Annotated in this window: 15 protein-coding genes; 3 read left to right on the top strand and 12 right to left on the bottom strand. The window is 67.6% G+C overall.

Annotated elements, in window-relative coordinates; all coding sequences use genetic code 11:
* Positions 1-51: 51 nt before the first annotated feature.
* Both TV39_RS21035 and TV39_RS21040 read left to right on the top strand, forming a co-directional pair.
* Positions 52-1,497 (top strand): amidohydrolase family protein, encoded by a 1,446-nt coding sequence (locus tag TV39_RS21035; RefSeq protein ID WP_043485599.1) that lies wholly within the window; start codon positions 52-54, stop codon positions 1,495-1,497.
* Positions 1,498-1,505: 8 nt separating this feature from the next.
* Entirely contained in the window at positions 1,506-2,234 is a 729-nt protein-coding gene (locus TV39_RS21040; RefSeq protein WP_043485600.1) for a maleate cis-trans isomerase family protein, read from the top strand.
* Here the strand turns inward: TV39_RS21040 and TV39_RS21045 are convergent.
* Positions 2,231-3,217: a diacylglycerol/lipid kinase family protein gene (locus TV39_RS21045; protein WP_043485602.1), complete on the bottom strand. Its 987-nt coding sequence runs from the start codon at positions 3,215-3,217 to the stop codon at positions 2,231-2,233. The two genes, TV39_RS21040 and TV39_RS21045, sit on opposite strands and share 4 nt — an antisense overlap.
* Positions 3,218-3,327: 110 nt before the next feature.
* On the opposite strand from TV39_RS21045, the gene TV39_RS21050 reads away from it, so the two are divergent.
* Positions 3,328-3,789 carry a pyridoxamine 5'-phosphate oxidase family protein gene (locus tag TV39_RS21050; RefSeq protein ID WP_043485605.1) on the top strand — a complete coding sequence of 154 codons (462 nt, stop codon included), beginning with the start codon at positions 3,328-3,330 and terminating at the stop codon, positions 3,787-3,789.
* Between the two features lie 10 nt (positions 3,790-3,799).
* Here the strand turns inward: TV39_RS21050 and TV39_RS21055 are convergent, their stop codons facing one another.
* The 11 genes from TV39_RS21055 to TV39_RS21105 all read right to left on the bottom strand — a co-directional run bounded on the left by TV39_RS21055 (position 3,800) and on the right by TV39_RS21105 (position 14,484).
* On the bottom strand, positions 3,800-4,624 hold the full coding sequence (locus tag TV39_RS21055; RefSeq protein WP_043485607.1) for an IclR family transcriptional regulator domain-containing protein: 825 nt from the start codon (positions 4,622-4,624) through the stop codon (positions 3,800-3,802).
* A 44-nt stretch (positions 4,625-4,668) separates the two neighbouring features.
* Positions 4,669-5,361 carry a 3-oxoacid CoA-transferase subunit B gene (locus tag TV39_RS21060; RefSeq protein ID WP_043485609.1) on the bottom strand — a complete coding sequence of 231 codons (693 nt, stop codon included), beginning with the start codon at positions 5,359-5,361 and terminating at the stop codon, positions 4,669-4,671.
* 1 nt (position 5,362) lies between these two features.
* A complete protein-coding gene (locus TV39_RS21065; protein WP_043485612.1) occupies positions 5,363-6,022 on the bottom strand; it encodes a 3-oxoacid CoA-transferase subunit A in 660 nt (219 codons plus the stop codon).
* 3 nt (positions 6,023-6,025) lie between these two features.
* Entirely contained in the window at positions 6,026-7,225 is a 1,200-nt protein-coding gene (locus tag TV39_RS21070; protein ID WP_043485613.1) for a thiolase family protein, read from the bottom strand.
* Positions 7,226-7,310: 85 nt separating this feature from the next.
* Complete coding sequence (gene pcaC, locus TV39_RS21075) at positions 7,311-7,811, bottom strand: 4-carboxymuconolactone decarboxylase (protein ID WP_043485615.1); 501 nt, start codon at positions 7,809-7,811, stop codon at positions 7,311-7,313.
* Positions 7,808-8,626: an alpha/beta fold hydrolase gene (locus TV39_RS21080; RefSeq protein ID WP_043485618.1), complete on the bottom strand. Its 819-nt coding sequence runs from the start codon at positions 8,624-8,626 to the stop codon at positions 7,808-7,810. The genes pcaC and TV39_RS21080 overlap by 4 nt, the downstream gene beginning before the upstream one ends.
* Positions 8,619-10,109 carry a lyase family protein gene (locus TV39_RS21085; RefSeq protein WP_082049942.1) on the bottom strand — a complete coding sequence of 497 codons (1,491 nt, stop codon included), beginning with the start codon at positions 10,107-10,109 and terminating at the stop codon, positions 8,619-8,621. Before TV39_RS21085 ends, TV39_RS21080 begins: the two co-directional genes overlap by 8 nt.
* Before the next feature lie 11 nt (positions 10,110-10,120).
* Positions 10,121-10,711, bottom strand: coding sequence for a protocatechuate 3,4-dioxygenase subunit alpha (gene pcaG / locus TV39_RS21090; RefSeq protein WP_043485620.1), 591 nt, complete (start codon positions 10,709-10,711; stop codon positions 10,121-10,123).
* Positions 10,712-10,727: 16 nt separating this feature from the next.
* Positions 10,728-11,612, bottom strand: coding sequence for a protocatechuate 3,4-dioxygenase subunit beta (pcaH, locus tag TV39_RS21095; RefSeq protein ID WP_144406499.1), 885 nt, complete (start codon positions 11,610-11,612; stop codon positions 10,728-10,730).
* A gap of 77 nt (positions 11,613-11,689) precedes the next feature.
* On the bottom strand, positions 11,690-13,603 hold the full coding sequence (locus TV39_RS21100) for a bifunctional sugar phosphate isomerase/epimerase/4-hydroxyphenylpyruvate dioxygenase family protein (RefSeq protein ID WP_043485626.1): 1,914 nt from the start codon (positions 13,601-13,603) through the stop codon (positions 11,690-11,692).
* Positions 13,603-14,484, bottom strand: coding sequence for a shikimate dehydrogenase (locus TV39_RS21105; protein WP_043485628.1), 882 nt, complete (start codon positions 14,482-14,484; stop codon positions 13,603-13,605). Before TV39_RS21105 ends, TV39_RS21100 begins: the two co-directional genes overlap by 1 nt.
* Between the last annotated feature and the right edge of the window lie 99 nt (positions 14,485-14,583).

Consider the following 14,583-nt stretch of genomic DNA (forward strand, 5'->3'; position numbering starts at 1 on the left):
TCCGACCAGCCGCCGGCTTCCCCTCCGGCGCCGTCCCCAAGGAGGACAAAGATGTCCCGCATTCCCGACCTTGTCATCGCCCACGGCACCGTGGTCAACAGCTTCGGCCGCCGGTCCGCCCACGTGGTGGTCCGCGACGGCCGCGTGGAACAGCTCATCGATGCCGCGGAACCCGTCCCGGCCGCTGCCCGCACAATCGACGCCACCGGCCGGCTGGTGATTCCCGGCGGCGTGGACGGCCACTGCCACGTGGCCCAGGTGACCGGCCGCTTCCGTACCCTTGACGATTACCGCACCACCTCCACCGCGGCCCTATGGGGCGGCACCACCACCATCATCGACTTCGGCATTCCCCGCGACACGCAGGAAACTCCGCTGGCTGCCGTCCTGCACAAGAAGGAACTCGCGTTGGAGTCCCGCTGCGACGTCGCCCTCCACGGCTCCGTGGTCAGCTGGGACGAGACCGTGCCCTGGCAGCTGGAGCAACTCGCCGCCGAGGGCGTGCGCTCGGTGAAGATGTACACCACCAACCGCGGCAGCACCATGGCGGACGGGGACACCATCCTGAAGGTGATGCGCGAAATGGTCCGGCTGGACGGCCTCACCTACATCCACGCCGAACACGACCCCATCATCAGCGACTGCACGCAGCAGCACGCCGACGACGGCAGGATCGGCATAGAACACCTGCACCGGACCCGCCCTGAGCTGGCCGAGGAAATCTCGGTCAAGGAAACCCTGGCCATGGCCGAGTACACCAAGGCCCCGGTGTACTTCGTGCACCAGTCCACGCCAGGTGCCGTCGACCTGGTCACCGAAGCCCGGGCCCGCGGCCAGGAGGCCTACTCCGAGACCTGCCCGCATTACCTCACCCTCGATGACACGGTGTACGGTTCCAGGTTCCCCGAGTGGTACGCCTGCTGCCCGCCCATGCGCAGCCCCGAAACCGTCGCCGCCCTCAAGGAACGGCTGGCCGACGGCGCCATCCACACCGTTTCCTCGGACCACTCCTGCTACGACCTGTCGCAGAAGCGCGAACGCACGGACGACGTCCGCGCCATGCCGCACGGCCTGCCCGGCGTGGAAACCCGGATGCCCGTCACGTTCACGGTCATGGCGTCCGAGGGCAGTTCGGTGGAGGACTTCGTGGAGGTATTCTCCACCGGCCCGGCCCGCATCAACGCGGTTCCCGGCAAGGGAACCATTGCCGAGGGCTTCGACGCCGACCTGGTGATCTTCGATCCCGCCGAGGAACGGGTGGTGGACGGCGGCGCGCTTCACATGGGCACTGATTTCTCGCCGTTCGACGGCCGGGCGCTCACCGGCTGGCCCGCCGTCGTGGTGTTCGCCGGGCGGGTGGTGCTCGACGGCGCCGGCTTCCACGACCCCGGCGCCGTGGGGCGTTTCGTGGCCCGGAACGGCTTCCGCGAGCACCTCTCGTCCGCTGCGGCGTCCGCCACCGTAACCACCACTGCAACCCTCTCCGCAGCAAAGTAGGAGCAGCCATGCCTTCAGAAGTACGCAAAACCCGCATCGGCATGATCGTGCCGTCCTCCAACACCTGCCTGGAGCCGCAGAGCTACCGCATCCTGGCCGACCGGGACGACGTCACCATCCACTTCACCCGGATCCCGGTCACCCGGATCGCCCTGGATGATTCCTCGGACAAGCAGTTTGATCCCGCCGTCATGCGCGCCGCTGCCGAGCTGCTGGCGACGGCGGACGTGGACGTCATCGCCTGGAACGGGACGTCGGGCTCCTGGCTCGGCGCCGACCACGACCGCGAACTGGTCGGCGAGATCGTCGATTCGACGGGCATCCCGGCCACCACGTCCACGCTGGCTTACCTGGCGGCTTTCGAGTCCTTCGGGACGGAACGGATCGGGCTTTTCACGCCCTACACGGCAGACGTCAACCACTCGATCATGGCCTCCTACGAGCGGGACGGCATCAAGACCATCGCCCACCGGGCCCTGGGGCTGAGCGACAACGAGTCCTTCGCCCGGGTCACGGACGACGAGATGCGGCCGGGGTCACTGGAGCTCGCGGCAGCACGGCCGGACGCCCTGGTCTATCTCTGCACCAACCTGTACGGCGCCAACATCGCAGCGGAAATGGAGGCAGAAACCGGCGTTCCGGTGCTGGACTCCGTGGCCGTGACCCTGTGGCACTGCCTCAGACTTGCCGGGTCCCCCTTGCTCGCCCCGAGATGGGGCAGGCTGCTGGCCGGCTAAGTGCCAGCCGGTGCGTTCATCCGGACGGTCAGCGCACCGGGAAGCATGGTCATCCGAACATGCTTGCTGTCGCCCTCATGGTCACCGTCCAGCTGGTAGTCGTCCGCATGTTCAAGGGTGATCTCAACGGTCTTGCCCTGGAAGTACTCCACCGACGTGTCCTTACCTTTGCCCTTGCCGATCATGCCGGCCACCACGGAGAACCAGCCGAGCTTGCCCCGGGGTGCCAGGACCACGACGTCCAGGAGTCCGTCATCCACCTTCGCGTCAGGGAAGATCTCCAGGCCGCCCTGGACCTTGCCGCAGTTTCCCACCATGACGCTTCGGACCCGGCGGTGGACCACCGACTTGCCGTCGATGACGATGCTTGCCTTCACCGGTTTACCAGGGAGGTTCCTGATGCCCGCGTCAACGTAGGCCAGCCAGCCCACCTTGTCCTTCAGGTCCTCGTTGGTGTCCGCCATGATGGTGGCGTCGTACCCCACGCCGGCCATCACCAGGAAGTGCTGCTCCTTGTCCGGATCGCTCCGGACCGCGCGGACGACGTCGACCTTGCGGTCCTCGCCCGTCAAGGCGCCCGCCATCGCACCTTCAATATCGGTGACATCCATGCCGAGGTTGCGGGCCAGCAGGTTTCCCGTGCCCAGCGGCAGGAGCCCCATGGGCGTGGACGTGCCGGAAAGCACCTCAGCCACGCACCGGACAGTGCCGTCGCCGCCAGCGGCAATGACGATGTCGGCGCCCCGCTCCAGCGCTTCCTTCGCCTGGCCTACGCCGGGGTCGTCCTTGCTGGTTTCGATCCACATGGGCTCATCCCAGCCCGCATCTGCGCAGTGCTTGGCCATCAGGCCGCGAACATCAAAGTCCACGGGCTTGGCCGGGTTGATGATGACGGCGGCGCGCTTGGGGCTGGTGCCGGCCTGCGCCGCGGTGCTGCCTTCCGGAGCGTTCGTGTTCTCCGGCTCATTGTTGTGCTGGGTCATGGCATCCTTCACGGGCAAATGGTCGGGGGTTCTCACTAAAGTGAAGCGTAACTGAAAACAGGGTCTTACTGCCTTGCCGCAACGCAGACCGGACGCCTAGGCTCAGCACCATGAACACCTCTGGGCCGGGGCCGGAAATAACAGAACTCACCGTCCGTGAATGCTGGCGGCACCTTCGCTCCGCCTCCGTGGGACGGCTTGCGGTCATCAGCCATGCCGCGCCGGAAATCTTTCCGGTGAACTACCTGCCGGATGAAGGCACGGTGATTTTCCGGACCGGCCCGGGGACCAAGCTGGACGCGGTGCTCTCCGGGGAGCCGGTAGTCCTTGAAGCCGACGGGCTGAACGTCTACGGGACCATCGCGTGGAGTGTGGTGGTCAAGGGGGTAGCCCAGGCTGTGCAGCCGGGCGAGGACGCCCCTGCCGAGGCTCCGTCGCCGTGGCAGGAGGGCGCCAAGGACATCCTGGTCCGCATCACGCCCAGCGAACTGACCGGGCGCCGGTTTGTCATCGGTCCGCCCACCAAATGGTGGCCGCCCGTGGAGCCGATCACTCCCGGGCAGAAGGAATGACCAGGACGGCCTAGTGCTTGGCTGAAAGGTCCGCGGAAATCAGCCGGGCCGTCTCCACGGTTTCCTTCCGCACCATCTCCAGGTAGGCCCCGGGATCCGGTTTGGCGGCCACCGACTGGGCCTGCAGCGACACGTTGATGGCCGCCACCACCTTCGTGGGGCCGTGGTACACCGGCGCCGCGACGGACATCAGGCCAAGTTCGAGTTCCTGGTCCAGCAGGCACCAGCCCTGCGCGCGGACCGTGTCCAGCGCAGCCGCAAGGTCCTTTCTGGTGCCGATGGCCCGGGGCGTGAGCGGCCTGATCTCAGCGTCCGCAAGGTACTGCTGCAGTGCGGCCGGCGGCAGGGCCGCGAGCAGCACGCGGCCCATGGAGGTGGCGTAGGCGGGGAAGCGGGTCCCCACCGTGATGCCCACGTTCATGATCCGGCGGGTGGTGACGCGGGCGATGTAGGCGATGTCCTTCCCGTCCAGGACAGCGGCCGACGTCGACTCCCCCAGCCGCAGCGAAAGCTCCTCGAGGTGCGGCTGGGCGAGCTGGGGCAGGGACAGCCCGGACAGGTAGGCGTAGCCGAGCTGCAGCACCTGCGCGGTGAGGGCGAAGGTCTTCCCGTCCGTGCGGACATAGCCCAGCTCCACCAGGGTGTGCAGGAAGCGGCGCGCGGTGGCGCGGGTCAGGTCCGTCCGCGCGGCAACTTCGGTGAGGGTCATCACCGGGTGGTCGGTATCGAAGGCGCGGATCACGGCCAGCCCCCGGGCGAGGGACTGGACGTACTGGTCACTGGCCTGGGGCGCAGAGGAAGGCCTGGGCGCGGTCTCGGCTGCTGCGTCGGTCATGGTTACCAATCCTATTAGCCCGCAACTACTACCCGTGCCGGCGGTTAGCGCTCGACGGCGGGTGCTGCGGTGAGGGGGACGGGCACCAGGGCCTGCAGCTCCTCGAGGGTGCAGCCGAACGTCTCGCGCACCTGGACGCCGTCCGGGCCCGTGAGGAACACGGCCTTGTCGGTGTACACGCGGGTCACGCAGCCGATGCCGGTGAGCGGGTAGGTGCAGGCCTCCACGATCTTGGATGCGCCGTCGCGGGTCAGGAGCGTCATCATCACAAAGACGTCCTTGGCCCCGGTGGCAAGGTCCATGGCGCCGCCCACGGCCGGGATGGCGTCGGGCGCGCCGGTGTGCCAGTTGGCGAGATCACCTGTGGCCGAGACCTGGAATGCGCCGAGGACGCAGATGTCCAGGTGCCCGCCGCGCATGATCGCGAACGAGTCGGCGTGGTGGAAGTAGGACGCCCCCGGCAGTTCCGTCACGGGGATCTTGCCGGCGTTGATGAGGTCGCCATCGATCTGGTCGCCGGTGGCCTCCGGGCCCATGCCCAGCATGCCGTTCTCGGTGTGGAGCGTGATGTTCTGCTCCGGCTGCAGGTAGTTGGACACCAGGGTGGGCTGGCCGATGCCCAGGTTCACGAAGGAGCCGGGCTTGATGTCCTTTGCCACCAGGCGGGCGAGGTCGTCGCGGCCCAGCGGCTTGTCGGACGTCTGAATGCCGGCCCGGCTGTTGGATTGGACGCTCATCTCAGGCCACCTTCACAATGCTGTTGACGTAGATTCCGGGAGTCACGATGATCTCCGGGTCGAGGTCTCCGGTCGGGACGATTTCGGAGACCTGGACCACCGTGTGCTTGGCTGCGGCGGCCATGATCGGGCCGAAGTTGCGGGCGGTCTTGCGGTAGACGAGGTTGCCCTTGCCGTCGGCCTTAAGCGCCTTGATGAGCGCGACGTCGGCGTGGATGGGAGTCTCGAAGACCTGGCCGCGGCCGTCAAGGATGCGGGTTTCCTTGCCTTCGGCCAGCATGGTGCCGTAGCCGGTGGGCGTGAAGAAGCCGCCGATGCCGGCTCCCGCGGCCCTGATGCGCTCGGCCAGGTTGCCCTGCGGGACGAGCTCCAGCTCGATCTCGCCGGCCCGGAACTTGGCGTCGAAGTGCCAGGAGTCGGACTGCCGCGGGAAGGAACAGATCATCTTCTTCACCCGTCCTTCCTTGATCAGCAGTGCGAGTCCCTGGTCGCCCTGGCCGGCGTTGTTGTTGACCACGGTGAGCTCGCGGGCGCCGCAGTCCATCAGGGCGTCAATCAGTTCGAACGGCTGCCCGGCGTTGCCGAAGCCTCCGATCATGACGGTGGAGCCGTCCTTGATGCCGGCGACAGCCTCGCCGACGGTGTCAATGAAATTCAGCATCGCCTATCCCTTTACTCCAGCGGAAACATTCTCAAGTACGACGGCGAGGCCCTGGCCGACGCCGATGCAGATCGCGGCGACGCCCCAGCGTTCACCGGAGGCCTGCAGGGACCGGGCCAGGGTGCCCAGGATGCGTCCGCCGGAAGCACCGAGCGGGTGGCCCATCGCGATCGCGCCGCCGTGCCGGTTCACAATTGCGTGGTCGATGCCCCAGGCGTTGATGCAGGCCAGGGACTGCGCGGCGAACGCTTCGTTCAGTTCGACGGCGCCCACCTGGTCCCAGCCGATGCCGGCCTTCGCGAGGGCCTTGTTCGCAGCCTCCACCGGGGCGTAGCCGAAGAACTGCGGATCGTTCGCGTGCGCCCCGCGGCCCGCGATCCGCGCCAACGGCTCCATCCCGAGGAGCCCGGCGGCGTTCTCCGACCCGATCCACGCCGCGGACGCGCCGTCCGAGAGCGGGGACGCGTTCCCCGCGGTGACCGTGCCGTTCTCGGTCCGGAACACGGTCTTGAGCCCGGCGAGCTTCTCCGCCGAAGACCCGGCACGGATCCCCTCGTCCCGGACCAGGTCCGTGCCCGGCACCGGCGCCACCAGGTTGTCATAGAAGCCCTCGTCCCAGGCCGCGGCGGCCAGGTTGTGGGAGTTCGCGGAGAACTCATCCTGCTGCTCGCGGGTGACCTCGTACTTCTGGGCCAAACGCTCGGTGGCCTCGCCCAGGGAGATGGTCCAGTCCTTCGGCATCGCCTTGTTCACCAGCCGCCAGCCCAGCGTGGTGGAGGCCAGGTTCAGGTCCCCGGCCGGGTAGGGCTTCTCCGTTTTCGGCAGCACCCACGGCGCCCGGGACATCGACTCGGCACCGCCGATCAGCATCAGCTCCGCGTCCCCGGCGTTCACCTGCCGGGAAGCGATGATCGCCGCGTCCAGCGACGACCCGCACAGCCGGTTCACCGTGGTGCCAGGGATCGAGACCGGCAACCCCGCCAGCAGCGTGCCCATCCGGGCCACGTTGCGGTTCTCCTCACCGGCGCCGTTCGCGTTGCCGAACACGACCTCGTCGATCCGCTCCACATCGAGCTTCGGCGCGCGCTTGACGATCTCACCGATCACATGCGCGGCGAGGTCATCCGGGCGGACAGCGGCAAGGCCGGAGCCGAACTTCCCAAAAGGCGTGCGCACGGCGTCGTACACAAAAGCGTCATTCATAACTAATCCTCTAATTCCGTCTGATAATCCCAACTAGGTCGCAGTTAATGTCGTGAAACTCGTCTTTCACGACATTAACTGCGAGCTAGTTGGGCGAAGTGGGGGTGGTGGGGGTGTCTGCAGCGTTGTCCTTTGCTGCGGCGTCCATTTCTTTAAAAACCTGTTGTGCTGTCTTGAAAGCGGTGTTGGCGGAGGGGACTCCGCAGTAAATGGCGGCCTGCAGCAGGATCTCCTTGATTTCGTCCCTGCTCAGGCCGTTGGTGAGGGCCGCGCGGATATGCATGGCCAGTTCTTCCCAGTGCCCGTGCGCCACCATGGCGGTGATGGTGACGGCCGAACGCATCTGCCGGGTCAGGCCCGGCCGGGTCCAGATGCCACCCCAGGCGATACGGGTGATCATGTCCTGGAAGTCCTCGGTGAACGCATCCTTGTTGGCGTTGGCGCGGTCAACGTGCGCCGCGCCCAGCACCTCTCGGCGGACCACCATGCCGCCGTCGTAGATTTCCTGACTGGTGGCGTCCGGCTGGACCACCCCGTGCCGTTCCAGGCCGGCGGGTGCCCCGCCGGATGCTTCGGAGCCGCTCATTTGGCTGCCCCGTTGGTTTCGCTCCAGGTGATGAGGCTGCGCAGCAGCTCTGCAACGTGGGCGGGCGCCTCGGCAGGAGCCAGGTGTGCCACGCCTTCCAGCGTCACGGCGTTTGCGGTCCCGCCGCCGGCGGTGATGCCGTCCACGATTTCCTTGGCGAACGACGGCGGCACCACGGTGTCCTCCACGCCCGCCACGGCCTGGGTGGGAACCCGGATGCTGCCCAGCTCGGCGCGGACGTCGAAGCCTGCCAGGGCTTCGCAGCAGAAGGCGTAGCTGAAGCGGTCTGCGTCCCGCAGGGAGTGCAGCAGGCGGCTGCTGACCTCGGGTTCGCGGTCCATGAAGCCGCGGGCGAACCAGCGCTCGGCCGATCCCTGGATCATCACCGCGGTGCCCTGGGTGCGGACGGTCTCGGCGCGTTCCAGCCAGCCTTCGGGTGTGCCGATCTTGGCGCCGGAGCACTGCACGGAGAGGCTCCTGAGGCGTTCGCCGTGCTTGATGCCCAGCTGCAGGCCAATGGCCCCGCCGAGGGACACGCCCGCGTAGTGGAACCTTCCGCCCGGAGCAATTGAATCCACAAGTTCGACGACGGCGTCAGCCAGTTCGGCGACGTCGAACGGTTCCGTCGCGGCCGGGGACACGCCGTGGCCGGGGAGGTCCCAGGCGACGACGTCGACGTCGGTCCCGAGCAGGGCGCCGGCCTGGGTCCACAGCACCGAGGACGTCCCTAATGACGGCCCCACCACCAGCAGGGGCTTGTCCCCCAGCTGGCGCTGGGGGGAGAGCAGTACTGCCTTGACTGTTGGTCTAGCCACGGGGGTCTCCGTTCAGGTCTGTTGCGGTCGTTGGTGCAGCGGGGATGTTTTGGCTTGCATCGGCCGGAGGTGCGTCGCCGCCGGCAAAGTCCGGGTAGGCAGCCAGGATGCGGCGGGAAATTTCAGCGGACTGCCCCAGGTAGCTGGCAGGATCCAGGAGTTCTTCCAGCCGTTCGTCGGACAAGGCACTGGCGGGCACGGCCTCCCGCAGCAGGCGGCGGTACGTTCCGGACTGCTCCGCGGGCGGAGCCTGGAGCGTCCGGTCCACCACGTCCTGGAGCTGCTGCTTGCCGTTCCTGCCGTCCCGCTCGTCGAGGAGCGGCGCCACGGCGGCGGACACTCCTTCGCTCAGCAGCAGCGGCCCGGACAGTTCCAGGTTGCGGCGCATGGCGTCCGGGAAAACCTGCAGGCCGTCGGCGAGTTCCCGAAGGTGCCCTGCCGCACCCAACGCCAGGCGGAGCAGTTGGCGGAAGGCCGGCCATTCACTGTGCCAGGCGCCGTCGGGACGCTCATCGTTGAAGTTGGCCGCAGCCAGGTGCAGCTGCGCGGCCAGGTTCGGGGCCTGCAGTGCCGCGCTGCGGACCAGCACGGACAACACCGGGTTCTGCTTCTGCGGCATCGCCGAGGACACTCCGCGGCCGGCAGCCCGGGGTTCGGCGAGCTCGCCCACTTCCGGCCGGCTGAGGAACAGCACGTCGGAGGCGATCTTTCCCAGTGCATCCGTGACGCCGGCCAGGGCATCGCCCAGCGACGTGACAGCAAGCCGGTTGGTGTGCCACGGCCCGGGCGCTGCCGCCAGGCCAAGTTGCGCGGCCAGGTTGCCCGACAGATCGAAGGGGGTGTCCACCGAGCCCTGCGTGAGCACCGTCGCGGCCGCGAGGGTTCCCGCGGCGCCGCCCGTCTGCAGCGGCAGCTCCACTGCCTCCAGCCGCCGGGCCGCGGCGGCCAGACCGTGGAACCACTGCGCCGCTTTGAGCCCGAACGTGAACGGCAGTGAGTGCTGCGTCAGGCTCCTGCCGACGCACAGCGTGTCCGCATGCTGCTCCGCGGACGCCGCCAGCGCCGTCGTAATTCCGCGAACGTCAGCCAGGAGGGCGCGAACGGCATTCCTGGCCAGCAGCATCAGCGCCGAGTCCAGCACGTCCTGGCTGGTCAACGAAGTGTGCACCGCACGCAGGGCGCCCAGACCATCCGTGTCCAGGGCCTTGACCTCGGCACGGAGGTCAGCCAACAGCGGGATGACCGGGTTGGCGCCGCCCTGGGCGCGGACGGCGATGCCGGCCACGTCGTAGCGGTCAACCTCCGCGGCGGCAGCCACCACGGCGGCGGAGCCGGCAGGCGCGAGGCCGGCCTTCTCCAACACCGAAGCCCAGCCGGCCTCGACGGCGAGGATCGCCGCAAGGACCGCCCGGTCCCCCGTCAGCGCCGCCACCAAAGGCGACGCCGACACGGGAGTCAGGAGGCCGACGTCGCCGTTGGACAGATGGGTACCAGTCACTGCGCGGCGCCCCCGGCAGCCGCACCCTCGAAGTCGAGGAACACGGTTTCGCCCTCGCCCTGCAGGCGGATGTCCCAGGTGAGTCCGCCGTCGGCGTCGCGGCGCGCAATCAGCGTGCCGCGGCGTTCCGCGTCCAGGGAGGACAGCAGCGGATCGGCCGCCAGGGCTTCCTCGTTCTCCGGCAGGTACACGCGGGTGAAGAGCCGGTTCATCAGGCCACGGGCAAACACGGCCACGGAAATGAAGGCGGCCGCACCGGGCTCGGTGGGACCGGGATTGACCGTGGTGAAGGTGTACACGCCGGTTTTGCCCACCGCACTCCGGCCGAAGCCGGTGAACGTGTAGCCGTCCCGGACCAGCGAACCGGTCCGGTGCACGACGTTGCCTTCGGAATCCGGCTGCCAGATTTCCAGGATCGCGTCCGGGATGGGGTGGCCGGCGCCGTCGTACACGGTGCCCTGCAGGCGGATGGAGCCCGGTGAACCCGGAGCCAGCAGCTCACGGTCCTTTTCGTACGGCAGGGCGTAGCCGTAGAACGGGCCAACGGTCTGGCCGGGGGTGGGGGTCAGCTTCGTGGGGTTACTCATCCGACTATTCGTCTGCCTATTCACTCTCGTCACCTGCTGTACCAAACGCTTCGTTTTCGGTCCAGGTCCGCTTGGAGCCCGTCAGGACGATGTCCCACCTGTAGCCGATCGCCCACTCAGGCTTGGTGAGGTCGTGATCATAGGTGGCCACCAGGCGGTCGCGGGCGTCCTGGTCCACGATGGACTGGTAGATCGGGTCCAGCGGGAAGAGCTGGTCACCGGGGAAGTACATCTGGGTGACGATGCGCTGGGTGAACTCCTGCCCGAACAGCGAGAAGTGGATGTGCGCCGGCCGCCAGGCGTTGAGGTGGTTCTTCCACGGGTACGCGCCGGGCTTGATGGTGGTGAAGCTGTAGGAGCCGTCCGCGCCGGTAATGCAGCGGCCCACGCCGGTGAAGTTGGGGTCGAGCGGGGCAGGGTGCTGGTCCCGCTTGTGGATGTAGCGACCGGCGGAGTTGGCCTGCCAGATCTCCACGAGCTGTCCCGCCACGGGACGTCCGTCGCCGTCGAGCACGCGGCCGGACACCAGGATGCGTTCACCCACGGGCTCACCGTTGTGCTGGATTGTCAGGTCCGATTCCAGCGCGTGAACGTCCATGTGCCCGAAAGCCGGCGAGTACAGCTCGATGGTTTCCGGATCCGCGTGGTGCAGGTCCTTGGTCGGGTGGCGCAGGACGCTGCTGCGGTACGGTGCGTAGTCCAGCCTGGGCTGGGTTTCCGCCGGGGCGCCGTCCTTGAGCGCCTTCGCGTACGCTTCGCCGATCGACTTCATCTCGGCGCTGAGGTGCGCCTGCGATTCCGCTGCGGCATCAAGCGGCGCATATTTCTTGGGTGCGGCTCCGGTTTCGGCCTGGGGCGCCGCGTCCGACACGTCTTCGGTGATTGGGTCGGCGTTGAATATTTCAAGGTTGACGTCTTCAGGCACAGCAGCCTCCTTTCAGTGTTGGTGTTGCTGGTTGGTGGTGAAGGTTGGCCTGTTCAGGTAGAGCGGCCCGGCTGGTGCAGGTGGTCGTACTGGACGGCGTGCCGTACCGGGGCGTTGGGCGCACCGTAGCCGTCGTAGCCGCCGCGGCGCTCCACCATTTCGAAGAACACGCTGCCAATGGTGGCGGTGTAGAAGTGCAGGAACTCGCCGTCTGCGTCGCGGTCATAGAGGAGGTTGAGCTCCCGGAGCGTGGCCAGGAACGCGGGGTCCAGGTCGAAGCGCGCGTCCAGGTCCTCGTAGTAGTTGGCCGGGATCTGCAGGAAGTCCAGCCCCCGGTCCCGGGCCCCACGGGCCGTCTCCACGAGGTCGTCCACGGCGAAGGCGATGTGCTCCTGGTAGGTTTTCCGGTGCGCGGTTCCCGAATCCGCGCCGTCCTGCTGGATCACCGGTGCAAGGTTCAGTACCAGGCGCACGGCCCGGTCGGCCGTCAGCATCACCTGAGAGCGCACCAGTCCGCTGGGGCTGGGCACCTCCGCGAACGGCTGCGGCTCCAGCGCAAGGGCACTGGTGTAGAACAGCACGGCCTCGTCAAAGTGCTGCCACGGCTGGGCGAGGTTCACGTGGTCGATCACTGCATTCTGTCCGCCGGCGGGCGGAACCTCCAGCCCTTCGCCGAACTCGCGGGTCCAGGCTGCGGTGCCGTCCGGGCTGCCCTGGCAGAGGAAGACCTCGGTGGAGTCCGGCGCGGCGAAGCCCTGGAACACTTCCTCGTCGGCCTGGCTCTTGCGGGGAACCGCGGGCGCCTTGAGCTGCTGGGCTCGGGCCGCTGCGATCACGGGCGAATCGACGTCGAAACCGAGGGCGGCAATCGCCGGGGCCGGGCCGGTGACGCCCGGATCCTGTTCGTTGATGATCACACGTGCGTGGCCCATGCTCCACAATTGCACGTCCTTGGTGCGGTGTCTGCCGTTGAATTCAAATCCCAGCTGGCCCAGCACTTTTTCAAGGCCCGCCGGGTCTGTGGCTTTGACCTCGGCGAAGTTGAAGCCGGCCGGTTCGGCCACCTGCGGGAGGGTGGCCAGTTCCATGGGATAACGACGGCGGCCGGCAGTCCCGGCAGCAGGGTCCGCGGAGGCCGGGGCGTTCGCATCCAGCCACTTGGCACTCTGCTCCTCCAGCCAGATCAGCGACCGCATCGCGTCCACGGCGGTGCGTTCGACGTCGGACTGGCGGAAGACGTCGTTGAAGACTTCCAGTGAAACGGGCCCGGTGTACCCGGCACGGACCACGTGGCCCATGAACTTGGCCAGCTCGAACTGGCCCTCGCCCGGGAAGACCCGGTAGTGGCGGCTCCAGGACAGGACGTCCATGGACAGCTTCGGGGCGTCCGCCACCTGGACGAAGAAGATCTTGTCCGCACTGAACCCTTCGATGGGCGTCGTGTCCCAGTCGCGGGAAAGGATATGGAAGGAGTCCAGGCAGGTGCCCAGGTTGGGGTGGTCCACGGTTTGCACCAGGCGATGGGCGTGCTCATAGTCGTTGACGTACTTGCCCCAGGCCAGGGCCTCGTAGGCCACTTTGACGCCGTGGTCTCCTGCCAGGCCTGCCAGCCGGGCCAATTGTTCAGCGCGCAGCGAGTCGTCGTCGATGGTGGCCGTGCCAACGTTGGTGCAGACCAGGATGGTGTCCATGCCCAGGCGGGACATCAGCTTGAACTTCGCTTCGGCCCGGCGGAGGTTGGCGGCAAGGAGGTCCTCGGGAACGCTGTCAAAGTCGCGGAACGGCTGGTAGAGGTCCAGTGTCAGGCCCAGGTCCGCGGCCATCTTCCGGATATCCTCCGGGCTCAGGGACGAGGTCACCAGGTCCTGCTCGAAGATCTCGATTCCGTCGAAGCCGGCGATGGCACACGCCTGCATTTTTTCCTTCAGGGTGCCGGACAGGCACACCGTGGCGATTCCGGTGCGCATCAGGCGGCCACCTCCTCGGCGGCCACGAGTTCCAGGAAGTGCGCGCGCATGCGGTCAGCGTCGGCCTCGAGGCCGGTGAAAATCCTGAAGGCATCCGCTGCCTGGCCCACGGCCATGCGGCCGCCGTCAAGCACCTCGCAGCCTTTGGCACGGGCTTCGCGGACCAGTTCGGTTTCGATCGGGCGGTAGACAATGTCCGCCACCCAGTGCCGTGATTCGAGCAGCGACAGGTCCAGCGGTGCGCCCGGGTGGGCGGCCATACCGACGGGAGTGCAGTGCACCAAACCGTCGGCAAGGGGCATCAGCTGCGGCAGCTCCGCCGTCGCGCGGGCCGTCACGGTGCTGTCCGGGAAGAAGGCGGCCAGTTCGGCGGCGCGGGCGGCGCAGCGGGCGGCGTCCGTGTCCACGAGGTCGAGCTGGCGGACGCCTGCGGTGAGCAGGGCGTATGCGACGGCGGACCCGGCACCGCCGGCACCCAGCTGGACCACCCGGTCAAGCTTGGCGTCCGGGAGTCCCGAGGCGAGGGCGGCCGCGAAGCCGGAAAAGTCGGTGTTGTGGCCGATGAAGCGGCCGTCCCGGATGGTCACGGTGTTGACGGCGCCAAGGCGCCGGGCATCCGGCGAAACCTCATCCAGGTGGTCCAGGACCAGCTGCTTGCACGGGTGCGTGATGTTCAGCCCGTTGAAGCCGAGGCGGTGGGCGCTCTGCAGGAGCTCACCCACGGATTCACCCGGCAGGCCCAGCTCCAGCAGGTCGATGGGGCGGTAGAGGTACCGCAGGCCCTGCACGTCGCCTTCGCGTTCGTGCATGTGGGGCGTGAGCGACGGCATCACGCCATCGCCGACGAGGCCCACCAGAAAGGACTCTGCTCGATTGCTCATCCGTATAGCTCCTTTGACAACGGCACCCGGTTTGCCGGGACGCACTGGGCGCCTGCGGCTGCTCTCCGGGTGATAGGGATTACAGTACAGGAAATGTTC

The organism is Arthrobacter sp. SPG23 (genome assembly GCF_000876655.1).
In the GTDB taxonomy this organism is placed as follows: Bacteria; Actinomycetota; Actinomycetes; order Actinomycetales; family Micrococcaceae; genus Arthrobacter.

Coding starts and splice junctions, on each gene's coding strand:
- TV39_RS21055 (WP_043485607.1), bottom strand. CDS start 4,624: ATGACCGACGCAGCAGCCGAGACCGCGCCCAGGCCTTCCTCTGCGCCC.
- pcaC (WP_043485615.1), bottom strand. CDS start 7,811: ATGAGCGGCTCCGAAGCATCCGGCGGGGCACCCGCCGGCCTGGAACGG.
- TV39_RS21105 (WP_043485628.1), bottom strand. CDS start 14,484: ATGAGCAATCGAGCAGAGTCCTTTCTGGTGGGCCTCGTCGGCGATGGC.
- TV39_RS21065 (WP_043485612.1), bottom strand. CDS start 6,022: ATGCTGAATTTCATTGACACCGTCGGCGAGGCTGTCGCCGGCATCAAG.
- pcaG (WP_043485620.1), bottom strand. CDS start 10,711: ATGAGTAACCCCACGAAGCTGACCCCCACCCCCGGCCAGACCGTTGGC.
- TV39_RS21040 (WP_043485600.1), top strand. CDS start 1,506: ATGCCTTCAGAAGTACGCAAAACCCGCATCGGCATGATCGTGCCGTCC.
- TV39_RS21035 (WP_043485599.1), top strand. CDS start 52: ATGTCCCGCATTCCCGACCTTGTCATCGCCCACGGCACCGTGGTCAAC.
- TV39_RS21070 (WP_043485613.1), bottom strand. CDS start 7,225: ATGAATGACGCTTTTGTGTACGACGCCGTGCGCACGCCTTTTGGGAAG.
- TV39_RS21100 (WP_043485626.1), bottom strand. CDS start 13,603: ATGCGCACCGGAATCGCCACGGTGTGCCTGTCCGGCACCCTGAAGGAA.
- TV39_RS21060 (WP_043485609.1), bottom strand. CDS start 5,361: ATGAGCGTCCAATCCAACAGCCGGGCCGGCATTCAGACGTCCGACAAG.
- TV39_RS21050 (WP_043485605.1), top strand. CDS start 3,328: ATGAACACCTCTGGGCCGGGGCCGGAAATAACAGAACTCACCGTCCGT.
- TV39_RS21045 (WP_043485602.1), bottom strand. CDS start 3,217: ATGACCCAGCACAACAATGAGCCGGAGAACACGAACGCTCCGGAAGGC.